The sequence below is a fragment of the Methylobacterium iners genome (genome assembly GCF_022179305.1).
GTDB lineage: Bacteria > Pseudomonadota > Alphaproteobacteria > Rhizobiales > Beijerinckiaceae > Methylobacterium > Methylobacterium iners.
The window spans coordinates 68706-94904 of sequence record NZ_BPQP01000013.1; the positions used below are offsets into that span (position 1 = coordinate 68706).

The following is a 26199-nucleotide window of genomic DNA, read 5'->3' on the forward strand; positions in this document are numbered from 1 at the left end:
CCGAAGCCGGATCGGGTATAGCCGCCATGGCGTGATCGCCTAAGGGCGCCCGATCACTCCCGAAACGCTCGAGCACACGAGAATCGGCGCGGACGCGACATGCCCCGTTTGGTGATGAAATTCGGAGGCACCTCCGTCGCGAATGTCGACCGCATCCGCAACGTGGCGCGCCACGTCGCCCGCGAGGTCGCGGCCGGCTACGAGGTCGCCGTCGTCGTCTCGGCGATGTCGGGCAAGACCAACGAGCTCGTGGCCTTCGTCAAGGACGCCAACCCGCTCTACGACGAGGCCGAGTACGACGCCGTCGTGGCCTCGGGCGAGCAGGTGACCTCCGGCCTTCTCGCGATCGCCCTGCGGAAGGACGGCATCAAGGCCCGGTCCTGGCAGGGTTGGCAGATCCCGATCCTGACCTCGGACGCCCACGGCTCGGCCCGCATCGCCGAGATCGACGGATCGCGCCTGAACGGGGGATTCGCCCGCGGCGAGGTCGCGGTGATCGCCGGCTTCCAGGGCATGCACGCGGAGAGCGGCCGGCTGACCACCCTCGGCCGCGGCGGCTCCGACACCAGCGCCGTCGCGATCGCGGCCGCCATCGGGGCCGAGCGCTGCGACATCTACACCGACGTGGACGGGGTCTACACGACCGATCCGCGCGTGGTGCCCAAAGCGCAGCGCATGGAGCGGGTCACGTTCGAGGAGATGCTGGAGATGGCGTCGCTGGGCGCCAAGGTTCTGCAGGTCCGCTCCGTCGAGCTCGCGATGGTCCATCGCGTCCCCACCACGGTGCGCTCGAGCTTCGATCCGCCGGACGCCGCCCGCCCCGGCACCCTCATCTGCGACGAGGACGACATCGTGGAACAGCAGATCATCACCGGGATCGCCTTCTCGAAGGACGAGGCGCAGATCACCCTGCGCAACCTGAAGGACAGCCCCGGCATCGCGGCGGCGATCTTCGGGCCGCTGGCGGACGCCAACATCAATGTGGACATGATCATCCAGACCGTGTCGGGCGACCAGGCGACCACGGACATGACCTTCACCGTGCCGACCGCCGATTACGAGCGCGCCCGCGCCATCCTCGACGCGCAGAGTGCAACCATCGCGTTCGGGCAGATCGAGGGCGCCACGGACGTGGTCAAGATCTCTGCGATCGGGGTGGGCATGCGCAGCCATGCCGGCGTCGCGGCCAAGGCGTTCCGGGCGCTCGCCCAGAAGGGGATCAACATCCGGGCGATCACCACCTCGGAGATCAAGTTCTCCGTGCTGATCGACGCGGCCTATACCGAGCTTGCCGTGCGCACGCTCCACTCGCTATACGGCCTCGATCAGGCCTGAACCGTCGCGTAGGCGGGAAGGCGCGAAACTTGCGCCTCTCGCCGAAGCTGGATTGACCGCACCATGCCCGCTGCGCCCGGAGGCCCGCGCCTGCTGCTGCGCCGCCTCCGCGAAGCCATGGCGGAGCCGGTCAGCGCACAGGCGCGCCTGGACCGCATCGTCACGCTCATCGCTGCCAACGTCATCGCCGAGGTCTGCTCGGTCTACGTGCTGCGCGATGACAACATCCTCGAATTGTTTGCAACCGAGGGTTTGAACCGCGAGGCCGTCCATCTCACGCGAATGCGCTCGGACGAGGGCCTCGTCGGCCTGATCGCCAAGACCGCCGAACCGCTCTCGCTCTCCGACGCCCAGTCGCACCCCGCCTTCTCCTACCGGCCGGAGACGGGCGAGGAGGTCTACCACGCCTTCCTCGGCGTGCCGCTTCTGCGCGCGGGCAACACGCTCGGCGTGCTCGTCGTGCAGAACCGCACATACCGGGTCTATTCCGAGGAGGAGATCGAGGCGCTCCAGACCACGGCGATGGTGCTCTCGGAGATGATCGCGTCCGGCGAGATGCAGGCCCTCGCGCCCGGCACCGGCAGCGCGGTGCGGCGACCCGTGTCCCAGCGCGGCGTCGCGCTCGCCGACGGCATCGGGCTGGGCCACGTCGTGCTGCACGAGCCCCGCATCGTGGTGAAGACCCTGATCGCCGAGAATGTCGAGCGCGAGGTCGAGCGGCTCGAATGGGCGATCGGCGAGGTCCGCTCGGCCATCGACGACCTCGTCGAGCGCGGCGACGGCATCGGCACCGGCGAGTCCCGCGAGGTGCTCGAGACCGTGCGCATGTTCGCTCACGACAAGGGCTGGCTGCGTCGCATGCGCGAGGCCGTCCATTCCGGCCTGACCGCCGAGGCCGCGGTGGAGCGGGTCCAGTCGGACAACCGCGCCCGGATGATGCGCCAGAGCGATCCCTACCTGAGGGACCGCCTGCACGACCTCGATGACCTGGCGAACCGCCTCCTGCGCACCCTGATCGGCCACGAGGCCGTCGGCGCCGTCGGCGCGCTGCCCGAGAACGCCATCCTCGTCGCCCGCTCGATGGGTCCGGCGGCCCTCCTCGACTACGATCGGACGACGCTCCGCGGCGTCGTGCTGGAAGAGGGCGGTCCGACGAGCCACATCGCCATCGTCGCCCGTGCCCTCGGCATCCCGGCGGTGGGCGAGATCGCCAACGCCACGGCGCTCTGCGATTCCGGCGATGCCATCATCGTCGACGGGGCATCGGGCGAGATCCAAGTCCGGCCCGGACCCGAGATCGAGGCGGCCTATGCCGAGATGGTGCGCGTGCGGGCGCGGCGTCAGGAGCAGTACCGGGCCCTGCGCGACCTTCCGGCCGTGACCAGGGACGGGGTCGCGATCGGCCTCCAGCTCAATGCCGGCCTCCTCATCGATCTCGCGCACCTGCACGACTCGGGAGCCGACGGCATCGGCCTGTTCCGGACCGAGCTGCAATTCATGGTCGCCCAGCGGATGCCCTCGGCGGCCGAGCAGCAGGCGCTCTATGAGGCGGTGTTCGCGGCAACCGGCGATCGCCCCGTGACGATCCGGACGCTGGATATCGGCGGCGACAAGATCCTTCCCTACATGCCGGCGCTGGAGGAGGAGAACCCGGCGCTGGGCTGGCGCGCGATCCGCATCGGCCTCGACCGTCCGGCCCTGCTGCGCGTCCAGCTGCGCGCGCTCCTCAGGGCGGCCGGCGGGCGCCCGCTCAAGATCATGTTCCCGATGGTCGCGACGGTGGACGAGTTCGTGCGCGCCCGCGCCATCGTCGACCGTGAGAAGGCGCATCTGCGCCGCCACGGCCACCCACTGCCGAGCGAGTGCCGGCTCGGCGTCATGGTCGAGGTGCCCTCGCTTCTGTTCGAGATCGACGAGATCGCGCGCGAGGCCGACTTCCTCTCCGTCGGCTCCAACGACCTGATGCAGTTCCTCTTCGCGGTCGACCGCGAGAACCGCCGCGTCGCCAACCGCTTCGATCCCTTGAGCGTGCCGGCGCTGCGCGCCTTCCGCTCGATCGCGCAGCGGGCGACGGCCGCGGGCTGCCCCGTCACGATCTGCGGCGAAATCGGCGGTCGGCCGCTGGAGGCCATGGCGCTGATCGGGATCGGCTTCCGGCACCTTTCGATGTCGCCGGCCGCCATCGGCCCGGTCAAGGCGATGGTGCTCGGCCTGGATGCGGGCGCCGTCACCGCCCTGATCGACGCGGAGCTGGATGCGGGGGGCGGCGGCGCATCCCTGCGCCCGAGGCTCGCCGCCTTCGCCAAGGCGCAGGGCGTGCCCATCTAGCGATCGTCGCCGCGCCGCCACCCATCCCTTCGTTCCAAGAGCACCCACCGGGCGATGACCCCTCTTCCCTCAGACCGTCTCGACGCCATCATCCAGCGCCATGAGATCGTCACCGCGACCCTCAGCGCCGGCTCGGTCGATTCGGACACCTTCGTCCAGCTTTCCCGCGAGCTGTCGGACCTGGAGGGCGTGGTCGCGGCGATCCACGCCTATCGCGCGGCCGAGGCCAACCTGAAGGGGGTCCAGGCCCTGATCGACGAGCCCGGCAGCGATTCCGAGATGCGGGCGCTCGCCGCCGACGAGAAGCCCGAGGCGGAGGCCGCACTGGAGCGGGCGCACCGCGACCTTCAGCTCATCCTGCTGCCCAAGGACGCCGCCGACGAGAAGAGCGCCATCCTCGAAATCCGGGCCGGCACGGGCGGCGACGAGGCCGCCCTCTTCGCCGGCGACCTCTTCCGGATGTATGCCAAGTACGCCGAGACCAAGGGCTGGAAGGTCGAGGTGATCTCCGAGAGCGAGGGCACGGTCGGCGGCTACCGCGAGGTCGTGGCCGAGGTGAAGGGACGCGGCGTCTTCGCCCGGCTCAAGTTCGAGAGCGGGGCGCACCGAGTCCAGCGTGTGCCCGATACCGAGGCGCAAGGGCGCATCCACACCTCCGCCGCGACCGTGGCCGTGCTGCCCGAAGCCGAGGAGGTCGACATCGTCATCAACGATGCGGACCTGAAGATCGACACCATGCGCTCGCAAGGCGCGGGCGGGCAGCACGTCAACAAGACCGAATCGGCCATCCGGATCACCCATATGCCGAGCGGGATCGTGATCTTCGTCCAGGAGGAGCGCTCCCAGCACAAGAACCGGGCGCGGGCCATGGCGCTGCTGCGCGCGAAGCTCTACGACGCCGAGCGCACGGCCAAGGACAGCGCGCGCGCCGCCGACCGGAAGTCCCAGGTCGGCTCCGGCGACCGGTCGGAGCGCATCCGCACCTACAACTTCCCTCAGGCCCGCGTCACCGACCACCGCATCAACCTGACTCTGTACAAGCTCGAAGAGGTTCTGGCCGGCGAAGCCCTGGACGAGCTGGTCGATGCGCTGGTGACCGAACATCAGGCCGAGCTGCTGGCCGCCGAGGGAATGGCGTGAGGGTCAGGTCGACCTTCAAGGACGCATTGAGGCCGGGACGCCCTCCCCACGACCTGCTCTCCGGTCGATGACTCTCCTCGATCCAACCCTGTCCCGTCGCGCCGGCCTCGCGGCCATCACCAAGACCCTGACGGCAGCCGGGATCGACCCTGCTGGTAGCGACGCCCGCTTCCTCATTCTCGGTGTGCTTGGGCTGACGCCGACCGACCTTGCCCTCGGCGGAGACGAGTCTCTCGGCAGCGAGGGCGCGGCCCGTCTTCGAAGCGCCGTGGCGCGCCGCCTCGCGGGCGAGCCCGTGGCGCGGATCCTCGGCGCGTGGGAGTTCTGGGGCCTGCCCTTCGAGCTCTCGCCGGCGACGCTGGTGCCGCGGCCGGACACCGAGACCCTCGTGGAGGCAGCGCTGGCGCGATGCCCCGAGCGCTCGCGGCCGCTGCGGCTGCTCGATCTCGGCACGGGCTCGGGCTGCATCCTGATCGCCCTGCTGGCCGAGCTGCCCAACGCCTTCGGGATCGGGCTCGACCGCTCCCTCGACGCCCTGCTCACGGCGCGCGCGAACGCGGTGGCGAACGGCGTCGGCGAACGCGCCGCCTTCCTGAACGGGGATTGGGGCGCGGCCATCCAAGGAGCGTTCGACCTCGTCGTCGCCAACCCGCCCTACATCGCCCGTGAGGTGATCGCCGGGCTCGCGACCGAAGTGCGGGAGCACGACCCCGTCGCGGCCCTCGACGGCGGCGAGGACGGGCTTGCAGCCTATCGCTCCATCCTGGCCGAAGTCGGAGCAGGCGGAGGGATCGCTCCAGGTGCGCTCCTGTTCGAGGTCGGCCACGATCAGGCCGGGGCCGTGTCCGCGCTGGGCCGCGCCGCCGGCTTCGGCGCAGCGGAGATCGTGAGCGATCTGGCGGGCCACGACCGCGTCGTCGCCCTCACCCCGAAGCCCAGATCCTAGGGCGAACCGGCCCCCCTGCTCTGCCTGCCCTGACGACGGCGTGGAAAAAATGCTTGTTGCCGCACCGTCGAACCGCTAACGTGCTCCTGCAGACCGCAAACGATCCGTTAGTTCGGATTGCGATAGGGTTGCTCGCGAACCTCCTCGCAGCACCTCACGAGCGGTTTCCCACCATCAGGCAGACGCGCATCGGAGATGACGCTGGGGCTTGGTGAACACCGAACCTGACAATCGAAGGGTTCCCGCGAAGGGCTCCCGAACGCGAGCGCAAGCCCCGGTTGACGGATAGACGGGCCAAGCACGGCAACAGATTGATCGCGGAACGCCGCGCTGGCTGGCCCAGCGTCGGCGACGCACAGGCGGGGCCGAGCCGAAACCGAAGCCGTTCGACACCCGCATCACCAGACGCTCCGATACGAACGAGGGTCAATCGACACCGATGAGACCAAACCAGAATAGACGGATGCGCGGCCGCAACCGCCCCAAGGGTCCCAATCCGCTCACCCGGTCCTACGAATCCAACGGTCCCGACGTGAAGATCCGCGGGACGGCCCAGCATATCGCGGACAAGTACGCTCAGCTCGCGCGCGACGCGCAGGCGAGCGGCGATCCGGTGGCGGCCGAGAACTACTTTCAGCACGGCGAACACTACTTCCGGATCATCTCCAGCGCGCAGGAGGCGAACCGCCAGCAGGCGGGCGGCTACGCGCGCAACACCTTCGACGATGCCGACGACGAGGGCGATGAGGATCAGGGCTCCGGCGCCCAGGGCTACGCCGCGAACGGCTATGGCGGCGACGAGTACGGCGATCCGTCCCAGCAGCCGCAGCCCTACGAAGCCCGGCAGGAATCCGGCCCCGACAATCGACAGCGCAACGACCGACCCGAGCGCCGCGACCGCTTCCAGCCGAACCGCAACGACCGCCCGCAGCGGTTCGACAACGGCCGGGACGGTCAGCGCCAGGATTACCCCCGGCAGGACGCCCCCCGCCAGGATTACGGTCGGCAGGATTTCGGACGTCACGAGGGCCCCCGGCAGGACGGCCCCCGTTACGAGCCGGCCCGCGCCGACCAGCCGCGCCAGGATTATGGGCGCCAGGATCAGGGACGGCAGGATTTTCCGCGCCAGGACTTCCAGCGTCCGGACCGTCCCCGCAACGAGCCCCGCCGCGACGGCGCCCGGTTCGAGGGCAACCGCGGCGAGCCGCGCCAGGATCAGCAACCGCGCCAGGAGCATCAGCCGCGCGAGGATGCCCGACCGGAAGGCGTGCGCGGGAATGAGCCGCGCCAGCGTCCGCCCCGCCGGCGCGACGAGCCCGACGCACGGCTTCCGCTCGAGGGGGCGCCGGGCTTGCCGGCCTTCCTGATGACGGCGACCCGCAACCCTGTCCCGAGCGAGCCGACGCCCGAGGCCGCGGCGCCCGAGCCGACCAAGGCCTTCGAAGCCGACGCCGCGCCGGCCGAGGACGAGGCGCCGCGTGCCGCTGCCAAGCCCCGTCGGCGTCGACGCCCCCGGTTCGAGGGCAGCGAGGGTGCCGAGGGCGGTGACGCCGCACCGGCAGCCGACGTGCCGTCCGTCGGCGAGTAAAGCCCGGCCTGCATCATGAGCCTGATCGCATCCTCGAGGTGCGGTCAGGCCGGATGCCAATCCCGATAGGCCCAGACGCGGTGCACGAGCCGCGTATGGCGCTCGGCCTCGCCGAATGGCGCGAGCTCCCAGTCCCAGGTTCGATCCGGCGGAGGCAACCGAGCCCCGTGCAGGAGATCGATCCGGTCGACGATCCCACCCTCCCGATCCATCTCCACCTGCTCGACATCCGTGACGAGGCAGACCCGCGTCCGCAGGCGCGCAAGGCCGGCAAGGTGAGAGGCCACGATCCGTCGTCCGAGATCGGGCGGGACGGTCCTGTCGCGCTCCTCGTACCAGGCGATCGGCAGGATCGGGAGCTGCGAGAGCAGATTGGCCGAGATCACGAGGTCAACGGACTGGCCTTCCACGATGGCTGGCAGGGCGTCTGCCAAGTCGTCGGCCCCACCCAGCAGCCAACCGGCGCTGCCGCTGAGGTCGGCCGTGGCGAGCCGGACATTGGCATAGGCACGGACCGCCCTCCGCGTCGCCCAGGGGTGCACGGCATCGACCAGCAGCACCGCCTCGAAGGCCGAGGCGAGCGCCGCCAGGGGCACGTCGTCGAGAAGGCCGGAGCCGAGCACCACGGCCGTCCGCCGCTGCGGCAGATCGGCGAAGGATTGCGCGATGACCGTGCGTGCCGCCTCGAGGTGCGGCCGCCACGCCTTCCGGCACCGGCGCGAGCGGGACGTCAGTGAGACGCTCTCGCGCACGTAGCCGAGCCGGCGATGCGTCCACGGCGCCGGCAGGGTCAGGTAATGGGCCCATTCGCGCAGCATCGCTGATCAGCGCGAGGCGGGCTCAGCGATCGACCAGGCCGCCGATCTGGGGATAAAGCCGGCGGAGGGCGGTTTGCGCGAGCGCGTGGCTGGCACAGGCGAGATCCGTACCCCAAGGGGAGCGGAGTGCCGTGGACGGCCCAGACCCGGAGACATCGTGTCCAATCTTATCCGCATCCTGCTCGCGATCTTCCTGCCGCCGATCGCCGTGCTTGTCACGGCCGGCATCGGATTGCAGTTCCTCCTGAACATCCTGCTGACCATCCTCGGCATCGTCCCGGGCATGATCCACGCGATCTGGATCATCACGCGCCGCAGCTGACGAAAGGCACCGCGAGTGCCTGGGAGAGCCTGGAAACGAAAAAGGCGGCCGATCCGGCCGCCTTATCTATTTTGATCACCGATCACTCGCCTCAGGCCGCCTCGGCCTCCTGCGACGGACCGGAATCCTTGCCACGAGCATCGACGTCGCGATCGACGAACTCGATCACGGCAAGCGGGGCGTTGTCGCCGTAGCGGAAGCCCGCCTTCATGATGCGGCAATAGCCGCCGGGGCGCGCCTTGTAGCGGGGGCCGAGCACGTCGAAGAGCTTGCGGACCATGTCGGCGTCGCGCAGCTGCGCCATGGCAAGGCGCCGGGCGTGCAGCGTGTCGGTGCGGCCGAGCGTGATCAGCTTCTCGACGACGGGACGCAGGTCTTTCGCCTTCGGCAGCGTGGTGACGATCTGCTCGTGCTTGATCAGCGCGGCGGACATGTTGGCGAACATCGCCTTGCGATGCTCTGTGGTGCGGTTGAACCGCCGACCGCGGAAACCGTGACGCATGGTTGGCTTTCCTTCGTTGATGGCCGCCGTGCCACGGAACGGCCAAGCGCCTCACGATCGAGGCTGTAATTTCCGCATGACCCCGCGGCGGGATTTCTTCTCAACGCTGGGCCAATAGACCCCGTTTGTCATTCCGGGGCGCCGCAGGCGAACCCGGAACCCATAGCCGCCGACATTGACAGGCTGGAGCGCTGTTGGCGGTTCTGGGTTCCGGGCTCTGCCGCGCAGCCCCGGAATGCCTCGGAGGATGTCAGTAATGCTCCTCGAAGCGCTTGGCGAGGTCCTCGATGTTCTCCGGCGGCCAGCCGGGGATGTCCATGCCGAGGTGGAGGCCCATGGCGGCGAGCACTTCCTTGATCTCGTTGAGCGACTTGCGGCCGAAGTTCGGGGTGCGCAGCATCTCGCCCTCCGACTTCTGGATGAGATCGCCGATATAGACGATGTTGTCGTTCTTCAGGCAGTTCGCCGAACGGACCGAGAGCTCGAGCTCGTCGACCTTCTTGAGCAGGGCCGGGTTGAAGGGGAGCTGCGGCGCGAGCGGCTGCGCCTCCTCCTTGCGGGGCTCCTCGAAGTTCACGAAGACCTGGAGCTGGTCCTGCAGGATGCGGGCGGCGTAGGCGAGCGCGTCCTCCGGCGACACGGCGCCGTTGGTCTCGATCGTCATCGTCAGCTTGTCCTTGTCGAGATCCTGGCCCTCGCGGGTGGTCTCGATGCGGTAGGACACCTTCGTGACGGGCGAGAACAGCGCGTCGACCGGAATCAGGCCGATCGGTGCGTCCTCGGGCCGGTTGCGCTCGGCCGGGACGTAGCCCTTGCCGGTCGCGACCGTGAACTCCATCCGGATCTCGGCGCCGTCGTCGAGCGTGCAGATCACCAGATCGGGGTTGAGGATCTGAATGTCGCCGACAGCGCCGATATCGCCGGCCGTGACCGTGCCGGGACCGGTCTTGCGCAGCGTCAGGCGCTTGGGCGCCTCCGTCTGCGAGCGGATGGCGATGGTCTTGATGTTGAGGACGATGTCGGTGACGTCCTCGCGCACGCCCGGAATCGAGGAGAACTCGTGCAGCACGCCGTCGATCTGGACGGAAGTGACGGCCGCGCCCTGGAGCGAGGACAGCAGCACGCGGCGCAGCGAATTGCCGAGCGTCGTGCCGAAGCCGCGCTCGAGGGGCTCGGCGACGACCGTCGCCACCCGCTTCGGGTCGTGCCCGGTCGAGACCTGGAGCTTGTTGGGCTTGATGAGCTCTTGCCAGTTCTTCTGAATGACCACGGTCCTACCTCTCGCAACTCTGACGCGGTCCACGAAGGGGTCCGCGCTGCTTCCGTCCGACGCTACGCCCGGCGTCGACCGGTCTCGAAATTCGTCGTCCGCGTCGCCGCGTCCGTCACTGTGCCGCGACCCAGAGCTCGGGCACGAAGCTGTAGCCGGCACCCTCGCGCACGACGTAGCCGAGGGCCGGAAATTCCAGGTGTGAGCCGGCGATGAGGCAGCGCTCGCTCGCCACCTCGTCGAGGACGCGCCTGCGCACGGCTCGGGCCTTCTCGCCGTCCACGTCGAACGTCACCCCAGCCTCGGGGTTCTTGAACTGGATGGCCGGCAGGTGGATCACGTCCGTCCACATCATCAGCGTGCGGGCACCGGACGTAATCCGGAAGGCGGTATGGCCAGGCGTATGGCCCGGCAACGGCACCGCCTCGATGCCCGGCGCGACCTCGCCGCCCGTATGCAGCGTCGTGCGGCCGGCGTAGGGAGCGGCCGACTTCCGCGCCATCTCGAAGGACGGCCTCGCGCCCTCCGGCGCGCGCGCGAGCACGTCATCGCCGAGCCAATGCGCGGACTCGTCGGCATGGAGCACGAGGCCGGCATTCGGATAGGCCGCCTTGCCCCCCGCATCGATCAGCCCACCGGCATGGTCGGGATGAAGATGCGTGAGCAGCACCGTCCCGATCTCGTCCGGGCGGATACCGGCCGCTGTCAGCCCCGCGGGAACGCGGCCCAGCGTATCGCCGCCGAAACCACCCATCCCCGTGTCGATCAGGATCGGCGCACGGCCGGGTCCGGTGATCAGGAAGGCGTTCAGCGTGATCCGGGGCGCCTCGGCGCGGAAGCCGGCAGCCTGGAGCGCGCCGGCCTCTTCGCGCGGAATGCCGGTGACGACGTCGAGGGAGCCCTGCAGGTAGCCGTCGTTGAGCACGGTGACCGTGAGGTCACCGAGGCTCCAGCGCAGCACACCCGGAAGCGGCCTGCTCGTGTCCGTCACGCGCGTCTCCGTTCCCGATCGCCGATCAGACCCGGCGACGCTTGCGCGGACGGCAGCCGTTATGCGGAATCGAGGTCACGTCGCGGATGGAGGTGACGGTGAAACCCGCCGCCTGCAGCGCGCGGAGCGCCGATTCACGGCCCGAACCCGGACCCGAGACCTCGACCTCGAGGGTGCGCATGCCGTGCTCCGCGGCCTTGCGGGCGGCGTCTTCGGCCGCGACCTGCGCGGCGTAGGGCGTCGACTTGCGCGAGCCCTTGAAGCCCATGGCGCCGGCAGAGGACCACGAGATCGTGTTGCCCTGCGCGTCGGTGATCGTGACCATCGTGTTGTTGAAGGAGGCGTTCACATGCGCGACGCCCGACACGATGTTCTTGCGTTCGCGACGACGAACGCGGGTTGCTTCCTTGGCCATCTCTGTTTCGCTCTTCCTTCAGGCACGCCCGTAATGCCAGGCGCTCGGGATTCTTTTGGGAGTTCGGCCGGCACGCTCACGGCGTTCCGACCTGTCAGACCGTGCGCCTCGCGGGACACCCGGCGCGACGGTCAGAGGCCGAGCGAAGCACGGCCTCCAACGAGAAAAACTACTTCTTCTTGCCGGCGATCGGCTTCGACTTGCCCTTGCGGGTGCGGGCGTTGGTGTGCGTGCGCTGGCCGCGGACCGGCAGGTTGCGGCGGTGGCGCAGGCCGCGGTAGCAGCCCAAGTCCATCAGGCGCTTGATGTTCATCGAGACTTCGCGGCGCAGGTCGCCCTCGACGATGTAGTCGCGGTCGATCGTCTCGCGGATCTGCAGCACCTCGGCGTCGGTGAGCTGGTTGACGCGGCGCTCGGCCGGGATGCCGACCTTGCCCACGATCTCCTCGGCCTTCTTGGAGCCGATGCCGTGGATGTACTGCAGCGCGATGACGACGCGCTTGTTGGTCGGGATGTTTACGCCGGCGATACGGGCCAAGGTCATTCTCCATCAAGGCGCTGCGGCGCGCGGCCGAGCCCGGGGTTTTTCACGCGCGTCCGGTGGAGGCCGGCCCTTGCGCGCTGTCCATAACGACAAATCGGCCCGCGAGCCGCCCCAGATGAGGCGCCCCGGACCCGTTCCGTCTGGACGAAGACCGGCCTGCTAGCGCGGGCCGGCAGATGTGTCAACCCTAGCGCATTCTCCAGTGCCGTGCAGGCGGACTCGCGTGAGGAAGACGGGCTCGCCCGAAGACCAGGAAGCCACTACGTCAGGTACGACGGCCCTTAGGACGCGACGCGCTCGGCATGAGGTTGGAGGATGGCCATCACGTCCTGCGTGACCGCATCGACGGGCTTCATGCCGTCCAGGGTCTGCAGCATGCCGAGGCTGGCGTAATAGGCCGAGAGCGGAGCGGTTTGCTTGCGGTAGGCGTCCAGGCGGGTCTTGAAGACCTCTGGCGTGTCGTCCTTGCGGACCGGCTCGCCGCGGGCCGCCGTCTCAGCGGCGCGCTTGGCGATCCGCCCGACCAGGGCCTCCTCGTCCACCGCGAATTCGATGACCGTGGTGAGCGCCAGCGACTTGTCCGCGAGCATCCGGTCGAGGGCGGCCGCCTGCTCGACGGTGCGCGGGAAGCCGTCGAGGATGAAGCCTCCGTGCGCGTCGGGCTCCTCGATGCGGTCCGCCACGATGCCGACCACCACCGCGTCCGGCACGAGTCCGCCGCTCTCCATCACGGCCTTGGCCTCGAGCCCGACGGGCGTGCCGGCCGCGACCGCCGCGCGCAGCATGTCGCCCGTCGAGAGCTGCGGGATGCCGAACCGCTCGACGATCCGCGCGGACTGAGTGCCTTTGCCTGCGCCCGGCGGCCCGAGCAGAATGATCCGCATGGCGTCGTGTCCCTTGTCGTTGACCCGGTGCCGGCCTTCATGACCGGACTTGTCGGGCGTACCCGCGATGCCTCCCCGGCATCAAGCCGCCGGCACCATAGGGTGTCCCGGCCTCGTGATGGAGTCACCTTTCGGCTGAGACGCCGGCGGCTCAGCGCCGCCGCGTGGCGCCGCGCAGCTTCGCCTTCTTCACCAGCCCCTCGTACTGATGCGCCATCAGATGCCCGTGGATCTGGGCGACCGTGTCCATCGTCACCGAGACGACGATGAGCAGCGAGGTGCCGCCGAAGCCGATCGCGGCCGAGGCGTAGGAGGCCAGGATCTCGGGCACGAGGCAGACGAAGGTGAGGTAGAGCGCGCCGATCAGGGTGATGCGGGTCAGCACCTTGTCGATGAAGGAGGCCGTGCGCTCGCCCGGCCGGATACCGGGGATGAAGCCGCCGTGCTTCTTCAGGTTGTCGGCCGTCTCCTGCGGGTTGAACACCACCGCCGTGTAGAAGAAGGCGAAGAAGATGATCAGCGCCGCGTAGAGCAGCATGTAGAGCGGCCGGCCGTGGCCCAGATAGGTCGTGATCGTGGCGAGCACGCCCGTGCCGCCCTGGTTGGCCGAGAAGCTCGCGATGGTCGCCGGCAGGAGCAGCAGCGAGGAGGCGAAGATCGGCGGGATCACGCCGGCCGTGTTGAGCTTCAGGGGCAGGAACGAGGTCTGGCCCTCGTACATCTTGTTGCCGACCTGACGCTTCGGGTAGTTGATCAGCAGCCGGCGCTGGGCGCGCTCCATGAACACGATGAAGTAGACGAGCGCGATCGCCGCGACGCCCACGCCGAGGATCACCGCGGAGGAGAGAGCGCCGGTGCGGCTAAGCTCCAGCGCCCCGATGATGGAGGTCGGCAGCTGCGCCACGATACCCGCGAAGATGATCAGCGAGGAGCCGTTGCCGATGCCCCGCGAGGTGATCTGCTCGCCGATCCACATGAGGAACAGCGTGCCGCCCGTCAGGGTGATGACCGTCGAGAGGATGAAGAACGGGCCCGGATCCGTCGCCGCGCTCGATCCCTGCAGGCCGAAGGCGATACCCCAGGACTGCACCAGCGCGAGGAGGACCGTGAGGTAGCGGGTGTATTGGTTGATGACCTTGCGGCCCGACTCGCCCTCTTTCTTCAGCGACTCCAGCGTCGGGATCACCGAGGTGAGGAGCTGAATGATGATCGAGGCCGAGATGTAGGGCATGATGTTGAGCGCGAAGATCGCCATGCGCTCGACGGCACCGCCGGAGAACATGTTGAACAGCCCGAGCACGCCGCCGGCCTGGCTCTGGAAGTTCCGCGCGAACTGGTCCGGATCGATGCCCGGGATTGGGATGTAGGTGCCCAGCCGGAAAACCACGAGCGCGCCGAGCGTGAACCAGATGCGCTTCTTGAGCTCGTCGGCCTTGGCGATGGCCCCGAAATTGAGGTTCGCGGCAAGCTGCTCGGCGGCTGAGGCCATGTCACCGATTCCTGAGATTCATGCGGGTCCGAGGACCCGAAAAAAGCGAAACGGCGGCCGCGCGCAAGTCGCACGGGCCGCCGCTCGCAGGCTTCGACTTAAGGGCTGGCCCCGCGCTACGCAACGGCGGCGGCGGCCGCCTTCGTCCCGCGGGCGGCAGCGCCCGCCTCATACTGCACGGTGACCGAGCCGCCGGCCTTCTCGACCGCCTCGATCGCCGACTTCGACGCGCGGGTGACCTCGAAAGTGAGCTTCGTGGTCAGCTCGCCGACGCCGAGCAGCTTCACGCCATCGCGCGCACGGGCGCAGATGCCGGCGGCCACGAGGGCGTCGACCGTCACGGTCGCGGCCTTGTCGAGGCGCCCGGCATCCACCGCCTGCTGCACCCGGCCGAGATTCACCTCGTTCAGGTCGGCGGCGTGGATGTTGTTGAAGCCGCGCTTGGGCAGGCGGCGATGCAGCGGCATCTGACCGCCCTCGAAGCCCTTGATGGAGACGCCGGTGCGGGCCTTCTGGCCCTTCACGCCGCGTCCCGCGGTCTTGCCCTTGCCGGAGCCGATACCCCGGCCGACGCGCATCCGGTTCTTGGTTGCGCCTTCGTTGTCGCTGATTTCGTTGAGTTTCATGATGCCCTCCCTCAGGCCGCGTCGTCGAGGACGCGCACGAGGTGCTGCACCTTGCGGATCATGCCGCGCACGGAGGGCGTATCCTCCAGCGTGGCGACCCGATGCAGCTTGTTGAGCTTGAGGCCGATCAACGTCGCGCGCTGGTCGCCCTCGCGGCGGATCGGGGAGCCGATCTGCTCGACGCGGAGAGTCTTGGCAGCCATATCACCCTCCCCCTACGCTACTGCGGCTTCGGACAGATCGGTCGGGTCGGCATCGCGGCGCCGCGACTGCAGCGCGGAGACCTTGAGACCGCGGCGAGCGGCGACGGCGCGCGGGCTGTCCTCGTTCTTCAGCGCGTCGAAGGTGGCGCGCACGAGGTTGTAGGGGTTCGAGGAGCCGAGGCTCTTCGCCACCACGTCCTGCATGCCGAGCGTCTCGAACACGGCGCGCATCGGGCCGCCGGCGATGATGCCGGTACCCTGAGGGGCGGCGCGCAAAATGACCTTGCCGGCACCGTGGCGGCCGTGCACGTCGTGGTGCAGGGTGCGGCCTTCGCGAAGCGCCACGCGGACGAGGCCGCGCTTGGCCGCTTCCGTCGCCTTGCGGATGGCTTCCGGCACTTCGCGCGCCTTGCCGTGGCCGAAGCCGACGCGGCCCTTCTGGTCGCCGACGACGACGAGGGCCGCGAAGCCGAAGCGACGGCCGCCCTTCACCACCTTGGCGACGCGGTTGATGTGGACGAGCTTGTCCACGAATTCGCTGTCGCGCTCCTCGCGCTCGTCGCGGCGGCCGCGGCCACCGCCTTCCCGTTCACGTGCCATGGTTCAATCCCGTCTCACTGACGCGGGCGGCGGAGCCCGCTCGCTTGATGCGTTTCGACGAAGGGCGGCCCGAGACCGCCCTTCTCCGCCGATCGTCTTAGAATTCGAGACCGCCCTCGCGGGCCGCCTCGGCGAGCGCCTTGACGCGCCCGTGGTAGAGGTAGCCCGAGCGGTCGAAGATGACCTTCGTGACGCCGGCAGCCTTGGCGCGCTCGGCGACGAGCTTGCCCACGGCGGCCGCCGCCGCCACGTCGGCACCGGTCTTTAGGCTGGCGCGCAGATCCTTGTCGATGCTCGAGGCCGCGGCGAGGGTGCGCCCCTCCGCGTCGTCGATGACCTGGACGTAGATCTGCTTCGAGGAACGGAACACCGAGAGCCGGGGCCGTCCGTTGGCCGCCGCCCGCAGCGCGCGGCGCACGCGCGCCTTGCGGCGGTCGAGTGCATCGATTTTGCGTGACATGATCGGCGGCCCTTACTTCTTCTTGCCTTCCTTGCGGAAGATGAACTCGCCCGCGTACTTGACGCCCTTGCCCTTGTAGGGCTCGGGGCTGCGATACTCGCGGATCTCGGCGGCGACCTGACCGACGACCTGACGGTCGATCCCGGAGATCACGATCTCCGTCGGCTTGGGCGTCACGATCGTGATGCCGGCCGGGATCTGGTACTCGATGTCGTGGCTGTAGCCGAGCGATAGCTTGAGCGCCTTGCCGGCCATGGCGGCGCGATAGCCGACGCCGGTGATCTCCAGCTTCTTCTCGAAGCCCTTCGAGACGCCCTCGACGAGGTTCGCGACCTGAGCCCGCGAGGTGCCCCAGAGGGAGCGGGCCTGCTTGGACTGGTTCTTCGGCTGGACGGACACGGCGCCGTCGGCGAAGGACACGTCCACCAGGTTCGGCACAACGAACTGCAATTCGCCCTTCGCGCCCTTCATCTTCACCGTCTGACCGGTCACCGTCGCCGTCACGCCGGACGGGACGGGAACGGGCTTCTTGCCTACGCGAGACATTGCCTTCTCCTCCTGTCCGGGATCAGAACACCTTGCAGAGCACTTCGCCGCCGACGTTGCGCTCGCGCGCCTCGTGGTCGGCCATGACGCCCTGCGGGGTGGACACGATGGTGACGCCGAGGCCGTCGGCGACGCGGGGGAGCTCGCCGACCGACGAGTAGACGCGACGGCCGGGCTTCGAGACGCGCTGGATCGAGCGGATGACGGGCTGGCCGTCATAGTACTTCAGCTCGATCGCGAACTCGGTGCGGCCGTTGCCGTAATCCGTTGTCGCGTAGTCCCGGATGTAGCCCTCGGCCTTGAGCACGTCGAGGACGCTGGCGCGCAGGCGCGAGCCTGGCGTCTGCACGACGTTGCGGCGGCGCTGCTGACCGTTGCGGATGCGGGTGAGCATATCGCCCACGGGATCGTTGACCATGGTGCGTGCTCCTTACCAGCTCGACTTGACGAGACCGGGGATCAGACCCTGGTTGCCGAGTTCCCGCAGCGCGACGCGCGAGATGCCCATCTTGCGGTAGAAGGCGCGCGGACGGCCGGTCATGCCGCAGCGGTTGCGGATGCGGGTGGCCGACGAGTTGCGGGGCAGTTCCGCGAGCTTCAAGCGCGCCTCGAAGCGCTCCTCCATCTCGAGGGACTCGTTGTTGGCGGTGGCGAGCAGGGCCTTGCGCTTGGCGGCGTAAAGCTTGACCAGCTCCTTGCGGTGGTTGTTCTTCTCGACTGAGCTCTTCTTTGCCATGTCTCTCTCCGGTGTCCGCGTATAAGGGGCTTGCGCCGCTTACTGCCGGAACGGGAATCGGAACTGCGAGAGGAGCGCGCGCGCCTCCGCATCGGTCTGGGCCGTGGTCTGGATCACGATGTCCATGCCCCAGGTCGCCTCGGCCTTGTCGTACGAGATCTCCGGGAACACGAGGTGCTCCTTGAGACCGAGCGCGTAGTTGCCGCGACCGTCGAAGGAGCGCGGGTTCAGGCCGCGGAAGTCGCGGACGCGCGGCAGCGCGACGGTGATCAGCCGATCCATGAACTCGTACATCCGCGCCTTGCGGAGCGTGACCTTGCAGCCGATCGGCATGCCCTCGCGGACCTTGAAGGTCGCGATGGCCTTGCGGGCCCGGGTGATGACCGGCTTCTGACCGGCGATCAGCGCGAGATCGGCGGCGGCGACGGACGCCTTCTTCGAATCGGCCGTCGACTCGCCGACGCCCATGTTGATCACGATCTTCTCGATCGTCGGGACCTGCATGGGGTTCTTGTAGCCGAACTCCTCGATCAGCTTCTGGCGCACGACCTCGTCGTAGTGCTTGCGCAGGCGAGGGACGTAGTTGTCAGCGTTCTTCTCAGCCATCGATCAGATCCCCCGAGCGCTTGGCGAACCGGACCTTGCGGCCGTCGTCGAGAATGCGGAAACCAACCCGCGTCGGCTGCCCGTCCTTGGGGTCGGCGACGGCGATGTTGGAGAGATGGATGGCAGCCTCCTTCGAGACGATGCCGCCTTCCTGGTTCTGCGTCTGCTTCTGGTGCTTCTTCACCAGGTTGATCCCGCGAACCAGCGCGCGATCCTCCTTCGGGAGCACCTGGATGACCTCGCCGGAACGACCCTTGTCGCGGCCGGTGAGGACGACGACCTTGTCGCCCTTCTTGACCTTGGCAGCCATCACAGCACCTCCGGGGCGAGCGAGATGATCTTCATGTGGTTGCGGCCGCGGAGCTCGCGGGGCACGGGCCCGAAGATGCGGGTGCCGATCGGCTCCTTCTGATTGTTGATCAGGACGGCGGCGTTCTTGTCGAAGCGGATCACCGACCCGTCGGGACGCTTGAGGTCCTTGGCGGTGCGGACGACGACCGCCTTCATGACGTCGCCCTTCTTCACGCGACCGCGGGGAATCGCTTCCTTGACGGACACCACGATGATGTCGCCGACGCTGGCATATTTCCGCTTCGACCCACCGAGCACCTTGATGCACATCACGCGACGCGCACCGGAATTGTCGGCGACGTCCAGATTCGTCTGCATCTGGATCACGACAGTGACCTTTCCTTGTTTCAGACGGGTTTCCGCACGCGGGCGGTATTGCCCGGCGGACGACGCCTGATGGGGATCTGATGTCCCCGACTCATATGAAGGACCGCGCAATCGGCCTTGGCCGGCGCGGTCGCCGCGTGCGATGGGTGCTAGCACCCTCGTGAATGTCGCGAGGGACGGCCGATACTACGTGGTGGCCGGCGGCGCAAGGGAAATCAATGCGCCGTGCTGCCCATTCCGGGCCTGCCATTATCCTTGACTGATGGTCGGCGATTTCCCAGTTGTTACATGTAACATTGTCTCCGGGTCGTGCATGCCGACATCCGTCAGTCAGCGGGTTAGAAAGCGTCGCGATGCGATGCGCGCCGCAGGTTTGAGACCCATCCAAATCTGGGTTCCCGATACGCGACGCCCGGGCTTCTCGGAGGAATGCCGCCGTCAGGCGAGGGTGGTCGCTGCGGCCGACGCAGCCGACGCCGACCTCTCCGCCTTCTTGGACGCGGCGTTGTCCGACCTCGACGAGAGGGAGGCATGAGGCGGGGCGACCTAGTGTCGGTCGCTCTCTCCGGCGATTTCGGAAAGCCGCGTCCCGCTTTGGTGATCCAGTCGGATCAATTCGCTGAGACGGGTACTGTGACGGTACTCCTGGTCTCCGGCACGACCGTGGATGCGCCGTTGATCCGGCTGACGGTCCAGCCGACATCGGAGAACGGGCTTCGCAAGGCGTCGCAGGTCATGATCGACAAGGCCATGTCGGTGAGGCGCGACAAGCTCGGGGTGCCGTTCGGGCGCCTCGACGAGGAGAACATGCTCTCGGTGACCCGATCCATGGCGGTCTTCCTCGCAATCGCGTGAGCCTCAAGCGATTCGGCAGGATGTCCGAAGTTTCACGGGTCTCGCTTCCGAACCTGGAAGACCGGTTCGTCCTACTTGGGAACGGGCTCGCAAGTGCTGCCGTCGGGCGCCTGATCGTAGCATCGGCGCAAGGCGTGATCCTCGAGGCGCCCAAGCCGCTGATCGGCGATGGCGCGCCACCACTGAGCCGTGAGGCCGGTCCATTCCTCCTGCGCGACCGTGCAGACCTGGACGCGGCGCCCCCCGGCGACACATCGGAGGGTCGCCGGCTTCGGGCCGTACTCGACGACACTGACGAGGGCGCGCGCGCTTTGCCGATCCGCGGGCGGCACGGCCTTGTAGCCCTGGGTTCGCCCCCATCGCGCGTCCGTGCGCGTCGCGTCGTCCGCCCCGGAGAGTTCCGCCAAGGCAGGCACCCGGATGACCCGTCCGCCGCTTGAGTAAGCCTTCTCGAAACCTGCGGACATCTGCGGCCCGCGCCCCTCCTCGTCGGTCCCGACGATCGAAAGGACTTCCGTGGCATGCGCCTTCGCGTCAGCCGTTCCTGCGACCGGCCGGAGGCGATAGGCGTAGGTTCCTCCGCGGGGATAGCGAAGCTGCACCTCGGCATAGCGCTCGTCGATCCTGACGGCGCCGGGCCCGCTCTCCCCTGCCGCGGTGGAGGTCGGAATCGGATAGACGACCACGACGCCGCCATGGGTCAGCAGATCGCCGCCCAATTCGATCGTAAGGTCGCGCGCGGCCGGTTCCGCACGAAGGTCGCCGGCCTGCAGCCAGGCCAGCGCCAGAACCACCGCCGCGCGCATGGCCGGCTGAGCCCTCATCCGAGATCCCGCCCCGAGGCCAGCCCACGCGACGGCGGGAACCTGCGCCGCACCGCGCAAACGAGAGCGGGCGCGGAGATCTCCCGCGCCCGCCTCTGAAAGCATCGTTCCGGATACCGGCTTCAGGCCTCGGCGCCCGCCGCCTCGGCTGGCGCGGCCTCGTCCCCGACCAGCTTCCAGGTCTTCGTCTTCGAGAACGGCCGGCACTCCTCGATCGAGACCGTCTGCCCGACCTTGGCGACGTTCGTCTCGTCGTGGGCGTGGTAGTTCTTCGAACGGCGAACCGTCTTCTTCATGACCGGATGGGTGAAGCGCCGCTCCACCTTCACCACGATGGTCTTCTCGCCCTTGTCGCTGACGACAACACCCTGCAATACGCGCTTCGGCATCGGTAACTCCTCAGGCCTGCGCCGACTTCAGCGTCTTCTGACGCTGAAGGGTGCGGACGCGGGCGATGTCGCGGCGAACCTCGCGGACGCGGGCGACGTTCTCGAGCTGGCCGGTGGCCCCCTGGAAGCGCAGGTTGAACTGCTCCTTCTTCAGGTTCAGCAGCTCGTCGTTCAATTGATCCGGCGACAGGGCGGCCAGATCAGACTGTCTCTGCGATGACTTCATGATCCCCTCCCCTCTCAATCGGCGATGCGCTGGACGACCCGCGTACGGATCGGGAGCTTGGCGGCACCGAGGCGCAGAGCCTCCTTGGCGATGTCCTCGGCGACACCGTCGACCTCGAACATGATGCGGCCGGGATGCACGCGGGCGGCCCAGAATTCGGGCGCGCCCTTGCCCGAGCCCATGCGGACTTCCGTAGGCTTGGCCGTGACCGGTACGTCGGGGAAGATCCGGATCCAGACGCGGCCCTGGCGCTTCATCTCGCGGGTGATCGCGCGGCGGGCCGCCTCGATCTGCCGCGCAGTGACGCGCTCAGGTTCGATCGCCTTGAGGCCGAACTGACCGAAGTTGAGCTCGAAGCCGCCCTTGGCCGCACCGTGGATGCGACCCTTGAACTGCTTACGAAACCTGGTTTTCTTGGGTTGCAACATGGCAGCCTCTCAACACCTCTCCTGGCGACTGGCGGACGATCACGCGTTGGCGTGATCGCGCCTGCCACGCTCGCGGCCACCTTCGCCGTCGCGCTCGCGACGACCGCCCGAACGGCCGCCCTCGTCCTGCGCCTTCTTATCCTGCGCCATCGGGTCGTGCTCGAGGATCTCGCCCTTGAACACCCAGACCTTGATCCCGCACGTCCCGTAGGTCGTGAAGGCGGTGGCGACACCGTAATCCACGTCGGCCCGCAGCGTGTGCAGCGGAACGCGTCCCTCGCGGTACCATTCCTGGCGCGCGATCTCGGCGCCGCCGAGACGGCCCGAGCAGTTGATCCGGATGCCCTCGGCGCCAAGACGCATCGCCGACTGCACGGCGCGCTTCATGGCGCGGCGGAAGGCGACGCGACGCTCGAGCTGCTGGGCGATCGAGTCGGCCACCAGCGTGGCGTCGATCTCGGGCTTGCGCACCTCGACGATGTTGATCGTGACATCGGCCTTGGTGAGCGTGCCGACGAGCTTGCGCAGCTTCTCGATATCCGCGCCCTTCTTGCCGATCACGACGCCGGGACGACCCGAGTGGATGGTGACGCGGCACTTCCGGTGCGGACGCTCGATGACGATCTTCGACACCGCCGCCTGCTTCAGCTGCTTCATGAGAGCGGCGCGGATCGCGACGTCCTCGTGCATCAGCTTGGCGTATTCGCCCTTCTGGGCGAACCAACGCGAGTCCCAGGTCCGGTTGATGCCGAGCCGCAGACCGATCGGATTGACTTTCTGGCCCATCAGGTCCTCCTCACGCCGCTTCGGCGGTTGGGACTTCGCGCACCACGATGGTGAGGTTCGCGAAGGGCTTCAGGATACGGGCGCCGCGGCCGCGGGCACGGGCGTGGAAGCGCTTCAGCACCAGCGCCTTGCCGACGAACGCCTCCTTGACGACGAGATCGTCGACATCGAGGTCGTGGTTGTTCTCGGCGTTCGCAATGGCGCTCTCGAGGCACTTCTTGACCTCGCGGGCGATCCGCTTGCGGGAGAACTCGAGGTCGGCCAGCGCCGACTCGACCTTCTTGCCGCGGATGAGCTGCGCCACGAGGTTCAGCTTCTGCGGGCTGACGCGCAGCATGCGCGCGACGGCCTTGGCCTCGTTGTCGGGCAGTGCGCGGGGGGTGGCTTGCTTGCCCATCTCAGCGCCTCTTCGCCTTCTTGTCGGCCGCGTGACCGTGGAAGGTGCGGGTCGGCGAGAACTCGCCGAACTTGTGACCGACCATTTCCTCGGAGACGTAGACCGGGATGTGCTTCTGTCCGTTGTGCACACCGAAGGTGAGCCCGACGAACTGCGGCAGGATCGTAGAGCGGCGGCTCCAGATCTTGATGACTTCGTTCCGGCTGGAGCCGCGCGCGGCCTCGGCCTTCTTGAGGAGGTAGCCGTCGATGAACGGCCCCTTCCAGAGCGAGCGTGCCATGGGCGATTACTTCTTGCGGTTGTGACGGCTGGCGAGGATGAAGGTGTCGGTCCGCTTGTTGGACCGCGTCTTCTTCCCCTTCGTGGGCACGCCCCACGGCGTGACCGGGTTACGGCCGCCGGAGGTGCGTCCCTCACCGCCGCCGTGCGGGTGGTCGACCGGGTTCATGGCAACGCCGCGGTTGTGCGGGCGCTTGCCGAGCCAGCGATTGCGGCCGGCCTTGCCGAGCGAGATGTTCATGTGATCCGGGTTCGACACCGCGCCGACGCTGGCGAAGCACTGACCGTGGACCAGGCGCTGCTCGCCCGAGTTCAGGCGCAGTGTCACGTAGCCCTGGTCGCGGCCCACGATCTGCGCGTAATTGCCGGCCGAGCGGGCGATCGCGCCGCCCTTGCCGATCTTCAGCTCGACGTTGTGAACGATGGTGCCGACCGGCATGTTACCGCACGGACCGGCGTTGCCCGGCTTGATGTCGACCTGCTCGGCCGCAACGACCTTGTCGCCCGGCTGCAGGCGCTGCGGAGCCAGGATGTAGCTCTGCTTGCCGTCCGGGTAGCTGATCAGCGCGATGAAGGCCGTGCGGTTCGGATCGTACTCGATCCGCTCCACGGTGGCCGTCACGCCGAGCTGTTCGCGACGCTTGAAGTCGACGTTGCGCAGCGTGCGCTTGTGACCGCCGCCGCGGAAGCGGACGGTAACGCGGCCGAGGTTGTTGCGGCCGCCGGACGACGACTTGCCCTCGGTGAGCGCCTTGACCGGCTTGCCCTTGTAGAGCTCACGGCGGTCGACGAGCACGAGCTGGCGCAGGCTCGGCGTGACCGGTTTGAATGTCTTCAAGGCCATCGGTTAAATCCCTACCCGGTCTTGTCTCAAAGCCCGGTCGTGACGTCGATCGTCTCGCCTTCGGCGAGGGTGACGATCGCTTTCTTCACGTCCGAACGCTGCCCGCGGAGCCCGCGGAAGATCTTCTTCTTGCCCTTGGTGACAAGCGTGTTGACCGCCGTCACCTTCACGTCGAACAGCTTCTCGACCGCTTCCTTGATCTGCGGCTTCGTCGCCTTCGGCGCGACCCGGAACACGACCTTGTTCTGCTCGGTCAGGTTCGTCGCCTTCTCCGTGATCACGGGCGAGACGATGATGTCGTAGTGGCGCGGATCGGCACTCATTTGAAACGCGCCTCCAGCGCATCGATCGCCGCGCGCGTCAGCACGAGCTTGTCGCGGCGCAGGATGTCGTAGACGTTGATGCCCTGGACCGGTAGCACGTCGATCTGGGGGATGTTGCGCGCCGCGCGGCCGAAATTCACGTCGACCTCGGACCCGCTGATGATCAGCGCGCTGGACAGGCCCATCTTGCCGAAGCGCTCGACGAGGCCCTTGGTCTTGCCGTCGGCGAGCTTCACGTCGTCGACGATGATCAGGGTCTCGCTCTTGGCCTTGGCCGAGAGTGCGTGACGAAGCGCGAGCGCCCGGACCTTCTTGGGCAGGTCATGGGCATGGCTGCGCACGACGGGGCCGAAGGCACGACCGCCGCCGCGGAACTGCGGGGCCGAGGCGGCGCCGTGGCGGGCGTTGCCGGTGCCCTTCTGCTTGTAGAGCTTCTTGCGCGTGCGGTTCACGTCCGAACGGTTCTTCACCGCATGCGTGCCGGCCTGGCGCTTGGCAAGCTGCCAGCGGACCATGCGCTGGAGGAGGTCGGCGCGGGGCTCGAGACCGAAGATGGTCTCGTCGAGCTCCACCGAGCCGGCGCCCTCGCCGTCGAGGGTGGTGATATCGAGCTTCATCACGCGTTCTCCTCGGAAGCGGGAGCCTCGGGAGCCTCGACCTGGGCGGTCTCGGCAGCGGAATGGGTTTCGCGGAACTTGCCCGGCTGCGGCACGTCGGCGGGCAGCTTGCGCTTCACCGCGTCGCGAACCTGGATCCAGCCACCGGCCACGCCCGGCACCGCACCCTCGACGAGGATGAGGCCGCGCTCGGGGTCGGTCCGCACGACGCGCAGGTTCTGGGTCGTGACCCGCTCGACGCCCATGTGGCCCGGCATCTTCTTGTTCTTGAAGGTCTTGCCCGGATCCTGACGGCCGCCGGTCGAACCGATCGAGCGGTGCGAGACCGAGACGCCGTGCGTCGCGCGCAGGCCGCCGAAGTTCCAGCGCTTCATGCCGCCGGCGAAGCCCTTGCCGGTGGTGGTGCCGGTGACGTCGACGAACTGGCCGGCGATGAAGTGGTCGGCCGTGATCTCGGCGCCGACCGGAATCATCGCGTCCTCGCTGACGCGGAACTCGGCGAGCTTCTGCTTCGGCTCGACCTTGGCGACGGCGAAGCGGCCGCGCTCGGCGCGCGACACGTTCTTCACCTTGGCCTTGCCGACGCCAACCTGAAGCGCGACGTAGCCGTCCTTCTCGGTGGTGCGGTGAGCGACCACCTGGCATTGATCGATCTTGAGCACGGTGACGGGGACATGCTCGCCCGCCTCCGTGAAGACGCGGGTCATGCCGACCTTCTGTGCAATGACGCCTGAGCGCATAGGTGTCTCCCTCGCGCGATGAAACGGTAAGCTCTAGGTCCCGGCGGGACTTAGAGCTTGATCTCCACGTCCACGCCGGCGGCGAGGTCGAGCTTCATCAGCGCGTCCACGGTCCGCGGCGTCGGATCGACGATATCGAGCACACGCTTGTGCGTGCGCATCTCGAACTGCTCGCGCGACTTCTTGTCGATGTGCGGCGAGCGGTTGACGGTGAACTTCTCGATATGCGTCGGCAGCGGGATCGGACCACGGATCGTGGCGCCGGTGCGCTTGGCCGTCGAGACGATCTCACGGGTCGACGCATCCAGGATGCGGTGATCGAACGCCTTGAGGCGGATGCGGATGTTCTGACCGTTCATGACCTGAAACCTTGGCGGGAGGATGAGGAGCGGGCGCGAGGGCCCGCCCCTCTATCGATCCCTGCAGCAGACGACCGTGTTTGCGATTAATCGTTGATGGCGGCG

The 26199-nt window shown here is 68.1% G+C and carries 38 protein-coding genes; 8 read left to right on the forward strand and 30 right to left on the reverse strand.

The window, feature by feature from the left end; translation table 11 throughout:
• Nucleotides 1–99 precede the first annotated feature (99 nt).
• The 5 genes from MFF55_RS04520 to MFF55_RS04540 all read left to right on the forward strand — a co-directional run bounded on the left by MFF55_RS04520 (nucleotide 100) and on the right by MFF55_RS04540 (nucleotide 7337).
• A complete protein-coding gene (locus MFF55_RS04520) occupies nucleotides 100–1335 on the forward strand; it encodes an aspartate kinase (protein ID WP_238242892.1) in 1236 nt (411 codons plus the stop codon).
• A 63-nt stretch (nucleotides 1336–1398) separates the two neighbouring features.
• Entirely contained in the window at nucleotides 1399–3663 is a 2265-nt protein-coding gene (gene ptsP / locus MFF55_RS04525) for a phosphoenolpyruvate--protein phosphotransferase (protein WP_238242893.1), read from the forward strand.
• A gap of 54 nt (nucleotides 3664–3717) precedes the next feature.
• Nucleotides 3718–4803, forward strand: coding sequence for a peptide chain release factor 1 (gene prfA / locus MFF55_RS04530; RefSeq protein WP_238242894.1), 1086 nt, complete (start codon nucleotides 3718–3720; stop codon nucleotides 4801–4803).
• 67 nt (nucleotides 4804–4870) lie between these two features.
• Nucleotides 4871–5749: a peptide chain release factor N(5)-glutamine methyltransferase gene (gene prmC / locus MFF55_RS04535; RefSeq protein WP_238242895.1), complete on the forward strand. Its 879-nt coding sequence runs from the start codon at nucleotides 4871–4873 to the stop codon at nucleotides 5747–5749.
• 463 nt (nucleotides 5750–6212) lie between these two features.
• Nucleotides 6213–7337: a DUF4167 domain-containing protein gene (locus MFF55_RS04540; protein ID WP_238242896.1), complete on the forward strand. Its 1125-nt coding sequence runs from the start codon at nucleotides 6213–6215 to the stop codon at nucleotides 7335–7337.
• A gap of 44 nt (nucleotides 7338–7381) precedes the next feature.
• Here MFF55_RS04540 and MFF55_RS04545 read toward each other — a convergent pair whose 3' ends face one another.
• On the reverse strand, nucleotides 7382–8155 hold the full coding sequence (locus MFF55_RS04545) for a hypothetical protein (RefSeq protein WP_238242897.1): 774 nt from the start codon (nucleotides 8153–8155) through the stop codon (nucleotides 7382–7384).
• A gap of 157 nt (nucleotides 8156–8312) precedes the next feature.
• Between MFF55_RS04545 and MFF55_RS04550 the strand changes: the two genes are divergently transcribed.
• Nucleotides 8313–8477, forward strand: a complete 165-nt coding sequence (locus MFF55_RS04550) for a YqaE/Pmp3 family membrane protein (protein ID WP_238242898.1) — start codon at nucleotides 8313–8315, stop codon at nucleotides 8475–8477.
• Between the two features lie 91 nt (nucleotides 8478–8568).
• On the opposite strand, the gene rplQ is transcribed toward MFF55_RS04550, so the two are convergent.
• The 17 genes from rplQ to rplN all read right to left on the reverse strand — a co-directional run bounded on the left by rplQ (nucleotide 8569) and on the right by rplN (nucleotide 19027).
• Nucleotides 8569–8979, reverse strand: a complete 411-nt coding sequence (rplQ, locus tag MFF55_RS04555) for a 50S ribosomal protein L17 (protein WP_238242899.1) — start codon at nucleotides 8977–8979, stop codon at nucleotides 8569–8571.
• Nucleotides 8980–9229: 250 nt separating this feature from the next.
• On the reverse strand, nucleotides 9230–10249 hold the full coding sequence (locus tag MFF55_RS04560; RefSeq protein ID WP_238242900.1) for a DNA-directed RNA polymerase subunit alpha: 1020 nt from the start codon (nucleotides 10247–10249) through the stop codon (nucleotides 9230–9232).
• Nucleotides 10250–10364: 115 nt separating this feature from the next.
• Nucleotides 10365–11240 carry an MBL fold metallo-hydrolase gene (locus MFF55_RS04565; RefSeq protein ID WP_238242901.1) on the reverse strand — a complete coding sequence of 292 codons (876 nt, stop codon included), beginning with the start codon at nucleotides 11238–11240 and terminating at the stop codon, nucleotides 10365–10367.
• Between the two features lie 25 nt (nucleotides 11241–11265).
• Nucleotides 11266–11655 carry a 30S ribosomal protein S11 gene (rpsK, locus tag MFF55_RS04570; RefSeq protein WP_056091630.1) on the reverse strand — a complete coding sequence of 130 codons (390 nt, stop codon included), beginning with the start codon at nucleotides 11653–11655 and terminating at the stop codon, nucleotides 11266–11268.
• 169 nt (nucleotides 11656–11824) lie between these two features.
• Complete coding sequence (gene rpsM / locus MFF55_RS04575) at nucleotides 11825–12193, reverse strand: 30S ribosomal protein S13 (protein WP_238242902.1); 369 nt, start codon at nucleotides 12191–12193, stop codon at nucleotides 11825–11827.
• A 287-nt stretch (nucleotides 12194–12480) separates the two neighbouring features.
• Complete coding sequence (locus MFF55_RS04580; RefSeq protein WP_238242903.1) at nucleotides 12481–13083, reverse strand: adenylate kinase; 603 nt, start codon at nucleotides 13081–13083, stop codon at nucleotides 12481–12483.
• 151 nt (nucleotides 13084–13234) lie between these two features.
• A complete protein-coding gene (gene secY, locus MFF55_RS04585; protein ID WP_238242904.1) occupies nucleotides 13235–14572 on the reverse strand; it encodes a preprotein translocase subunit SecY in 1338 nt (445 codons plus the stop codon).
• A 116-nt stretch (nucleotides 14573–14688) separates the two neighbouring features.
• Nucleotides 14689–15198 (reverse strand): 50S ribosomal protein L15, encoded by a 510-nt coding sequence (gene rplO / locus MFF55_RS04590; protein WP_238242905.1) that lies wholly within the window; start codon nucleotides 15196–15198, stop codon nucleotides 14689–14691.
• A gap of 11 nt (nucleotides 15199–15209) precedes the next feature.
• On the reverse strand, nucleotides 15210–15401 hold the full coding sequence (rpmD, locus tag MFF55_RS04595; RefSeq protein ID WP_238242906.1) for a 50S ribosomal protein L30: 192 nt from the start codon (nucleotides 15399–15401) through the stop codon (nucleotides 15210–15212).
• Nucleotides 15402–15413: 12 nt separating this feature from the next.
• The gene (gene rpsE, locus MFF55_RS04600; RefSeq protein WP_238242907.1) at nucleotides 15414–16001 is read right to left on the reverse strand and encodes a 30S ribosomal protein S5; all 588 of its coding nucleotides are present in this window, start codon (nucleotides 15999–16001) and stop codon (nucleotides 15414–15416) included.
• A 97-nt stretch (nucleotides 16002–16098) separates the two neighbouring features.
• A complete protein-coding gene (rplR, locus tag MFF55_RS04605) occupies nucleotides 16099–16461 on the reverse strand; it encodes a 50S ribosomal protein L18 (protein ID WP_238242908.1) in 363 nt (120 codons plus the stop codon).
• A 12-nt stretch (nucleotides 16462–16473) separates the two neighbouring features.
• Nucleotides 16474–17007, reverse strand: a complete 534-nt coding sequence (gene rplF, locus MFF55_RS04610) for a 50S ribosomal protein L6 (RefSeq protein WP_238242909.1) — start codon at nucleotides 17005–17007, stop codon at nucleotides 16474–16476.
• 22 nt (nucleotides 17008–17029) lie between these two features.
• Entirely contained in the window at nucleotides 17030–17425 is a 396-nt protein-coding gene (gene rpsH / locus MFF55_RS04615) for a 30S ribosomal protein S8 (RefSeq protein ID WP_238242910.1), read from the reverse strand.
• Between the two features lie 12 nt (nucleotides 17426–17437).
• Entirely contained in the window at nucleotides 17438–17743 is a 306-nt protein-coding gene (rpsN, locus tag MFF55_RS04620) for a 30S ribosomal protein S14 (RefSeq protein WP_238242911.1), read from the reverse strand.
• A gap of 39 nt (nucleotides 17744–17782) precedes the next feature.
• The gene (gene rplE / locus MFF55_RS04625; RefSeq protein ID WP_238242912.1) at nucleotides 17783–18349 is read right to left on the reverse strand and encodes a 50S ribosomal protein L5; all 567 of its coding nucleotides are present in this window, start codon (nucleotides 18347–18349) and stop codon (nucleotides 17783–17785) included.
• Nucleotides 18342–18659, reverse strand: a complete 318-nt coding sequence (gene rplX, locus MFF55_RS04630) for a 50S ribosomal protein L24 (protein WP_056183523.1) — start codon at nucleotides 18657–18659, stop codon at nucleotides 18342–18344. The genes rplE and rplX overlap by 8 nt, the downstream gene beginning before the upstream one ends.
• Nucleotides 18659–19027, reverse strand: a complete 369-nt coding sequence (gene rplN, locus MFF55_RS04635; protein ID WP_238242913.1) for a 50S ribosomal protein L14 — start codon at nucleotides 19025–19027, stop codon at nucleotides 18659–18661. The genes rplX and rplN overlap by 1 nt, the downstream gene beginning before the upstream one ends.
• Nucleotides 19028–19340: 313 nt before the next feature.
• Here rplN and MFF55_RS04640 point away from each other — a divergent pair, with 313 nt between their 5' ends.
• Nucleotides 19341–19562, forward strand: a complete 222-nt coding sequence (locus MFF55_RS04640; protein ID WP_238242914.1) for an antitoxin MazE family protein — start codon at nucleotides 19341–19343, stop codon at nucleotides 19560–19562.
• A complete protein-coding gene (locus tag MFF55_RS04645) occupies nucleotides 19559–19882 on the forward strand; it encodes a type II toxin-antitoxin system PemK/MazF family toxin (protein WP_238242915.1) in 324 nt (107 codons plus the stop codon). The genes MFF55_RS04640 and MFF55_RS04645 overlap by 4 nt, the downstream gene beginning before the upstream one ends.
• Before the next feature lie 71 nt (nucleotides 19883–19953).
• On the opposite strand, the gene MFF55_RS04650 is transcribed toward MFF55_RS04645, so the two are convergent.
• From MFF55_RS04650 to rpsJ, 12 genes are all read right to left on the reverse strand, one after another.
• Entirely contained in the window at nucleotides 19954–20706 is a 753-nt protein-coding gene (locus tag MFF55_RS04650; protein ID WP_238242916.1) for a hypothetical protein, read from the reverse strand.
• Between the two features lie 122 nt (nucleotides 20707–20828).
• Complete coding sequence (rpsQ, locus tag MFF55_RS04655; RefSeq protein ID WP_238242917.1) at nucleotides 20829–21095, reverse strand: 30S ribosomal protein S17; 267 nt, start codon at nucleotides 21093–21095, stop codon at nucleotides 20829–20831.
• 10 nt (nucleotides 21096–21105) lie between these two features.
• Nucleotides 21106–21321, reverse strand: a complete 216-nt coding sequence (gene rpmC, locus MFF55_RS04660) for a 50S ribosomal protein L29 (RefSeq protein WP_018044221.1) — start codon at nucleotides 21319–21321, stop codon at nucleotides 21106–21108.
• 14 nt (nucleotides 21322–21335) lie between these two features.
• A complete protein-coding gene (rplP, locus tag MFF55_RS04665; RefSeq protein ID WP_238242918.1) occupies nucleotides 21336–21749 on the reverse strand; it encodes a 50S ribosomal protein L16 in 414 nt (137 codons plus the stop codon).
• A 39-nt stretch (nucleotides 21750–21788) separates the two neighbouring features.
• Complete coding sequence (gene rpsC, locus MFF55_RS04670) at nucleotides 21789–22535, reverse strand: 30S ribosomal protein S3 (protein WP_238242919.1); 747 nt, start codon at nucleotides 22533–22535, stop codon at nucleotides 21789–21791.
• 10 nt (nucleotides 22536–22545) lie between these two features.
• Nucleotides 22546–22932, reverse strand: coding sequence for a 50S ribosomal protein L22 (gene rplV, locus MFF55_RS04675; RefSeq protein WP_238242920.1), 387 nt, complete (start codon nucleotides 22930–22932; stop codon nucleotides 22546–22548).
• Between the two features lies 1 nt (nucleotide 22933).
• A complete protein-coding gene (gene rpsS / locus MFF55_RS04680; RefSeq protein ID WP_238242921.1) occupies nucleotides 22934–23212 on the reverse strand; it encodes a 30S ribosomal protein S19 in 279 nt (92 codons plus the stop codon).
• Nucleotides 23213–23218: 6 nt separating this feature from the next.
• On the reverse strand, nucleotides 23219–24055 hold the full coding sequence (gene rplB / locus MFF55_RS04685) for a 50S ribosomal protein L2 (protein WP_238242922.1): 837 nt from the start codon (nucleotides 24053–24055) through the stop codon (nucleotides 23219–23221).
• Between the two features lie 26 nt (nucleotides 24056–24081).
• On the reverse strand, nucleotides 24082–24378 hold the full coding sequence (locus MFF55_RS04690; protein ID WP_091974121.1) for a 50S ribosomal protein L23: 297 nt from the start codon (nucleotides 24376–24378) through the stop codon (nucleotides 24082–24084).
• Nucleotides 24375–24995, reverse strand: a complete 621-nt coding sequence (gene rplD, locus MFF55_RS04695; protein ID WP_238242923.1) for a 50S ribosomal protein L4 — start codon at nucleotides 24993–24995, stop codon at nucleotides 24375–24377. The genes MFF55_RS04690 and rplD overlap by 4 nt, the downstream gene beginning before the upstream one ends.
• Nucleotides 24995–25735 (reverse strand): 50S ribosomal protein L3, encoded by a 741-nt coding sequence (rplC, locus tag MFF55_RS04700; protein ID WP_238242924.1) that lies wholly within the window; start codon nucleotides 25733–25735, stop codon nucleotides 24995–24997. Before rplC ends, rplD begins: the two co-directional genes overlap by 1 nt.
• A gap of 50 nt (nucleotides 25736–25785) precedes the next feature.
• A complete protein-coding gene (rpsJ, locus tag MFF55_RS04705; RefSeq protein ID WP_238242925.1) occupies nucleotides 25786–26094 on the reverse strand; it encodes a 30S ribosomal protein S10 in 309 nt (102 codons plus the stop codon).
• Nucleotides 26095–26199: the final 105 nt, after the last annotated feature.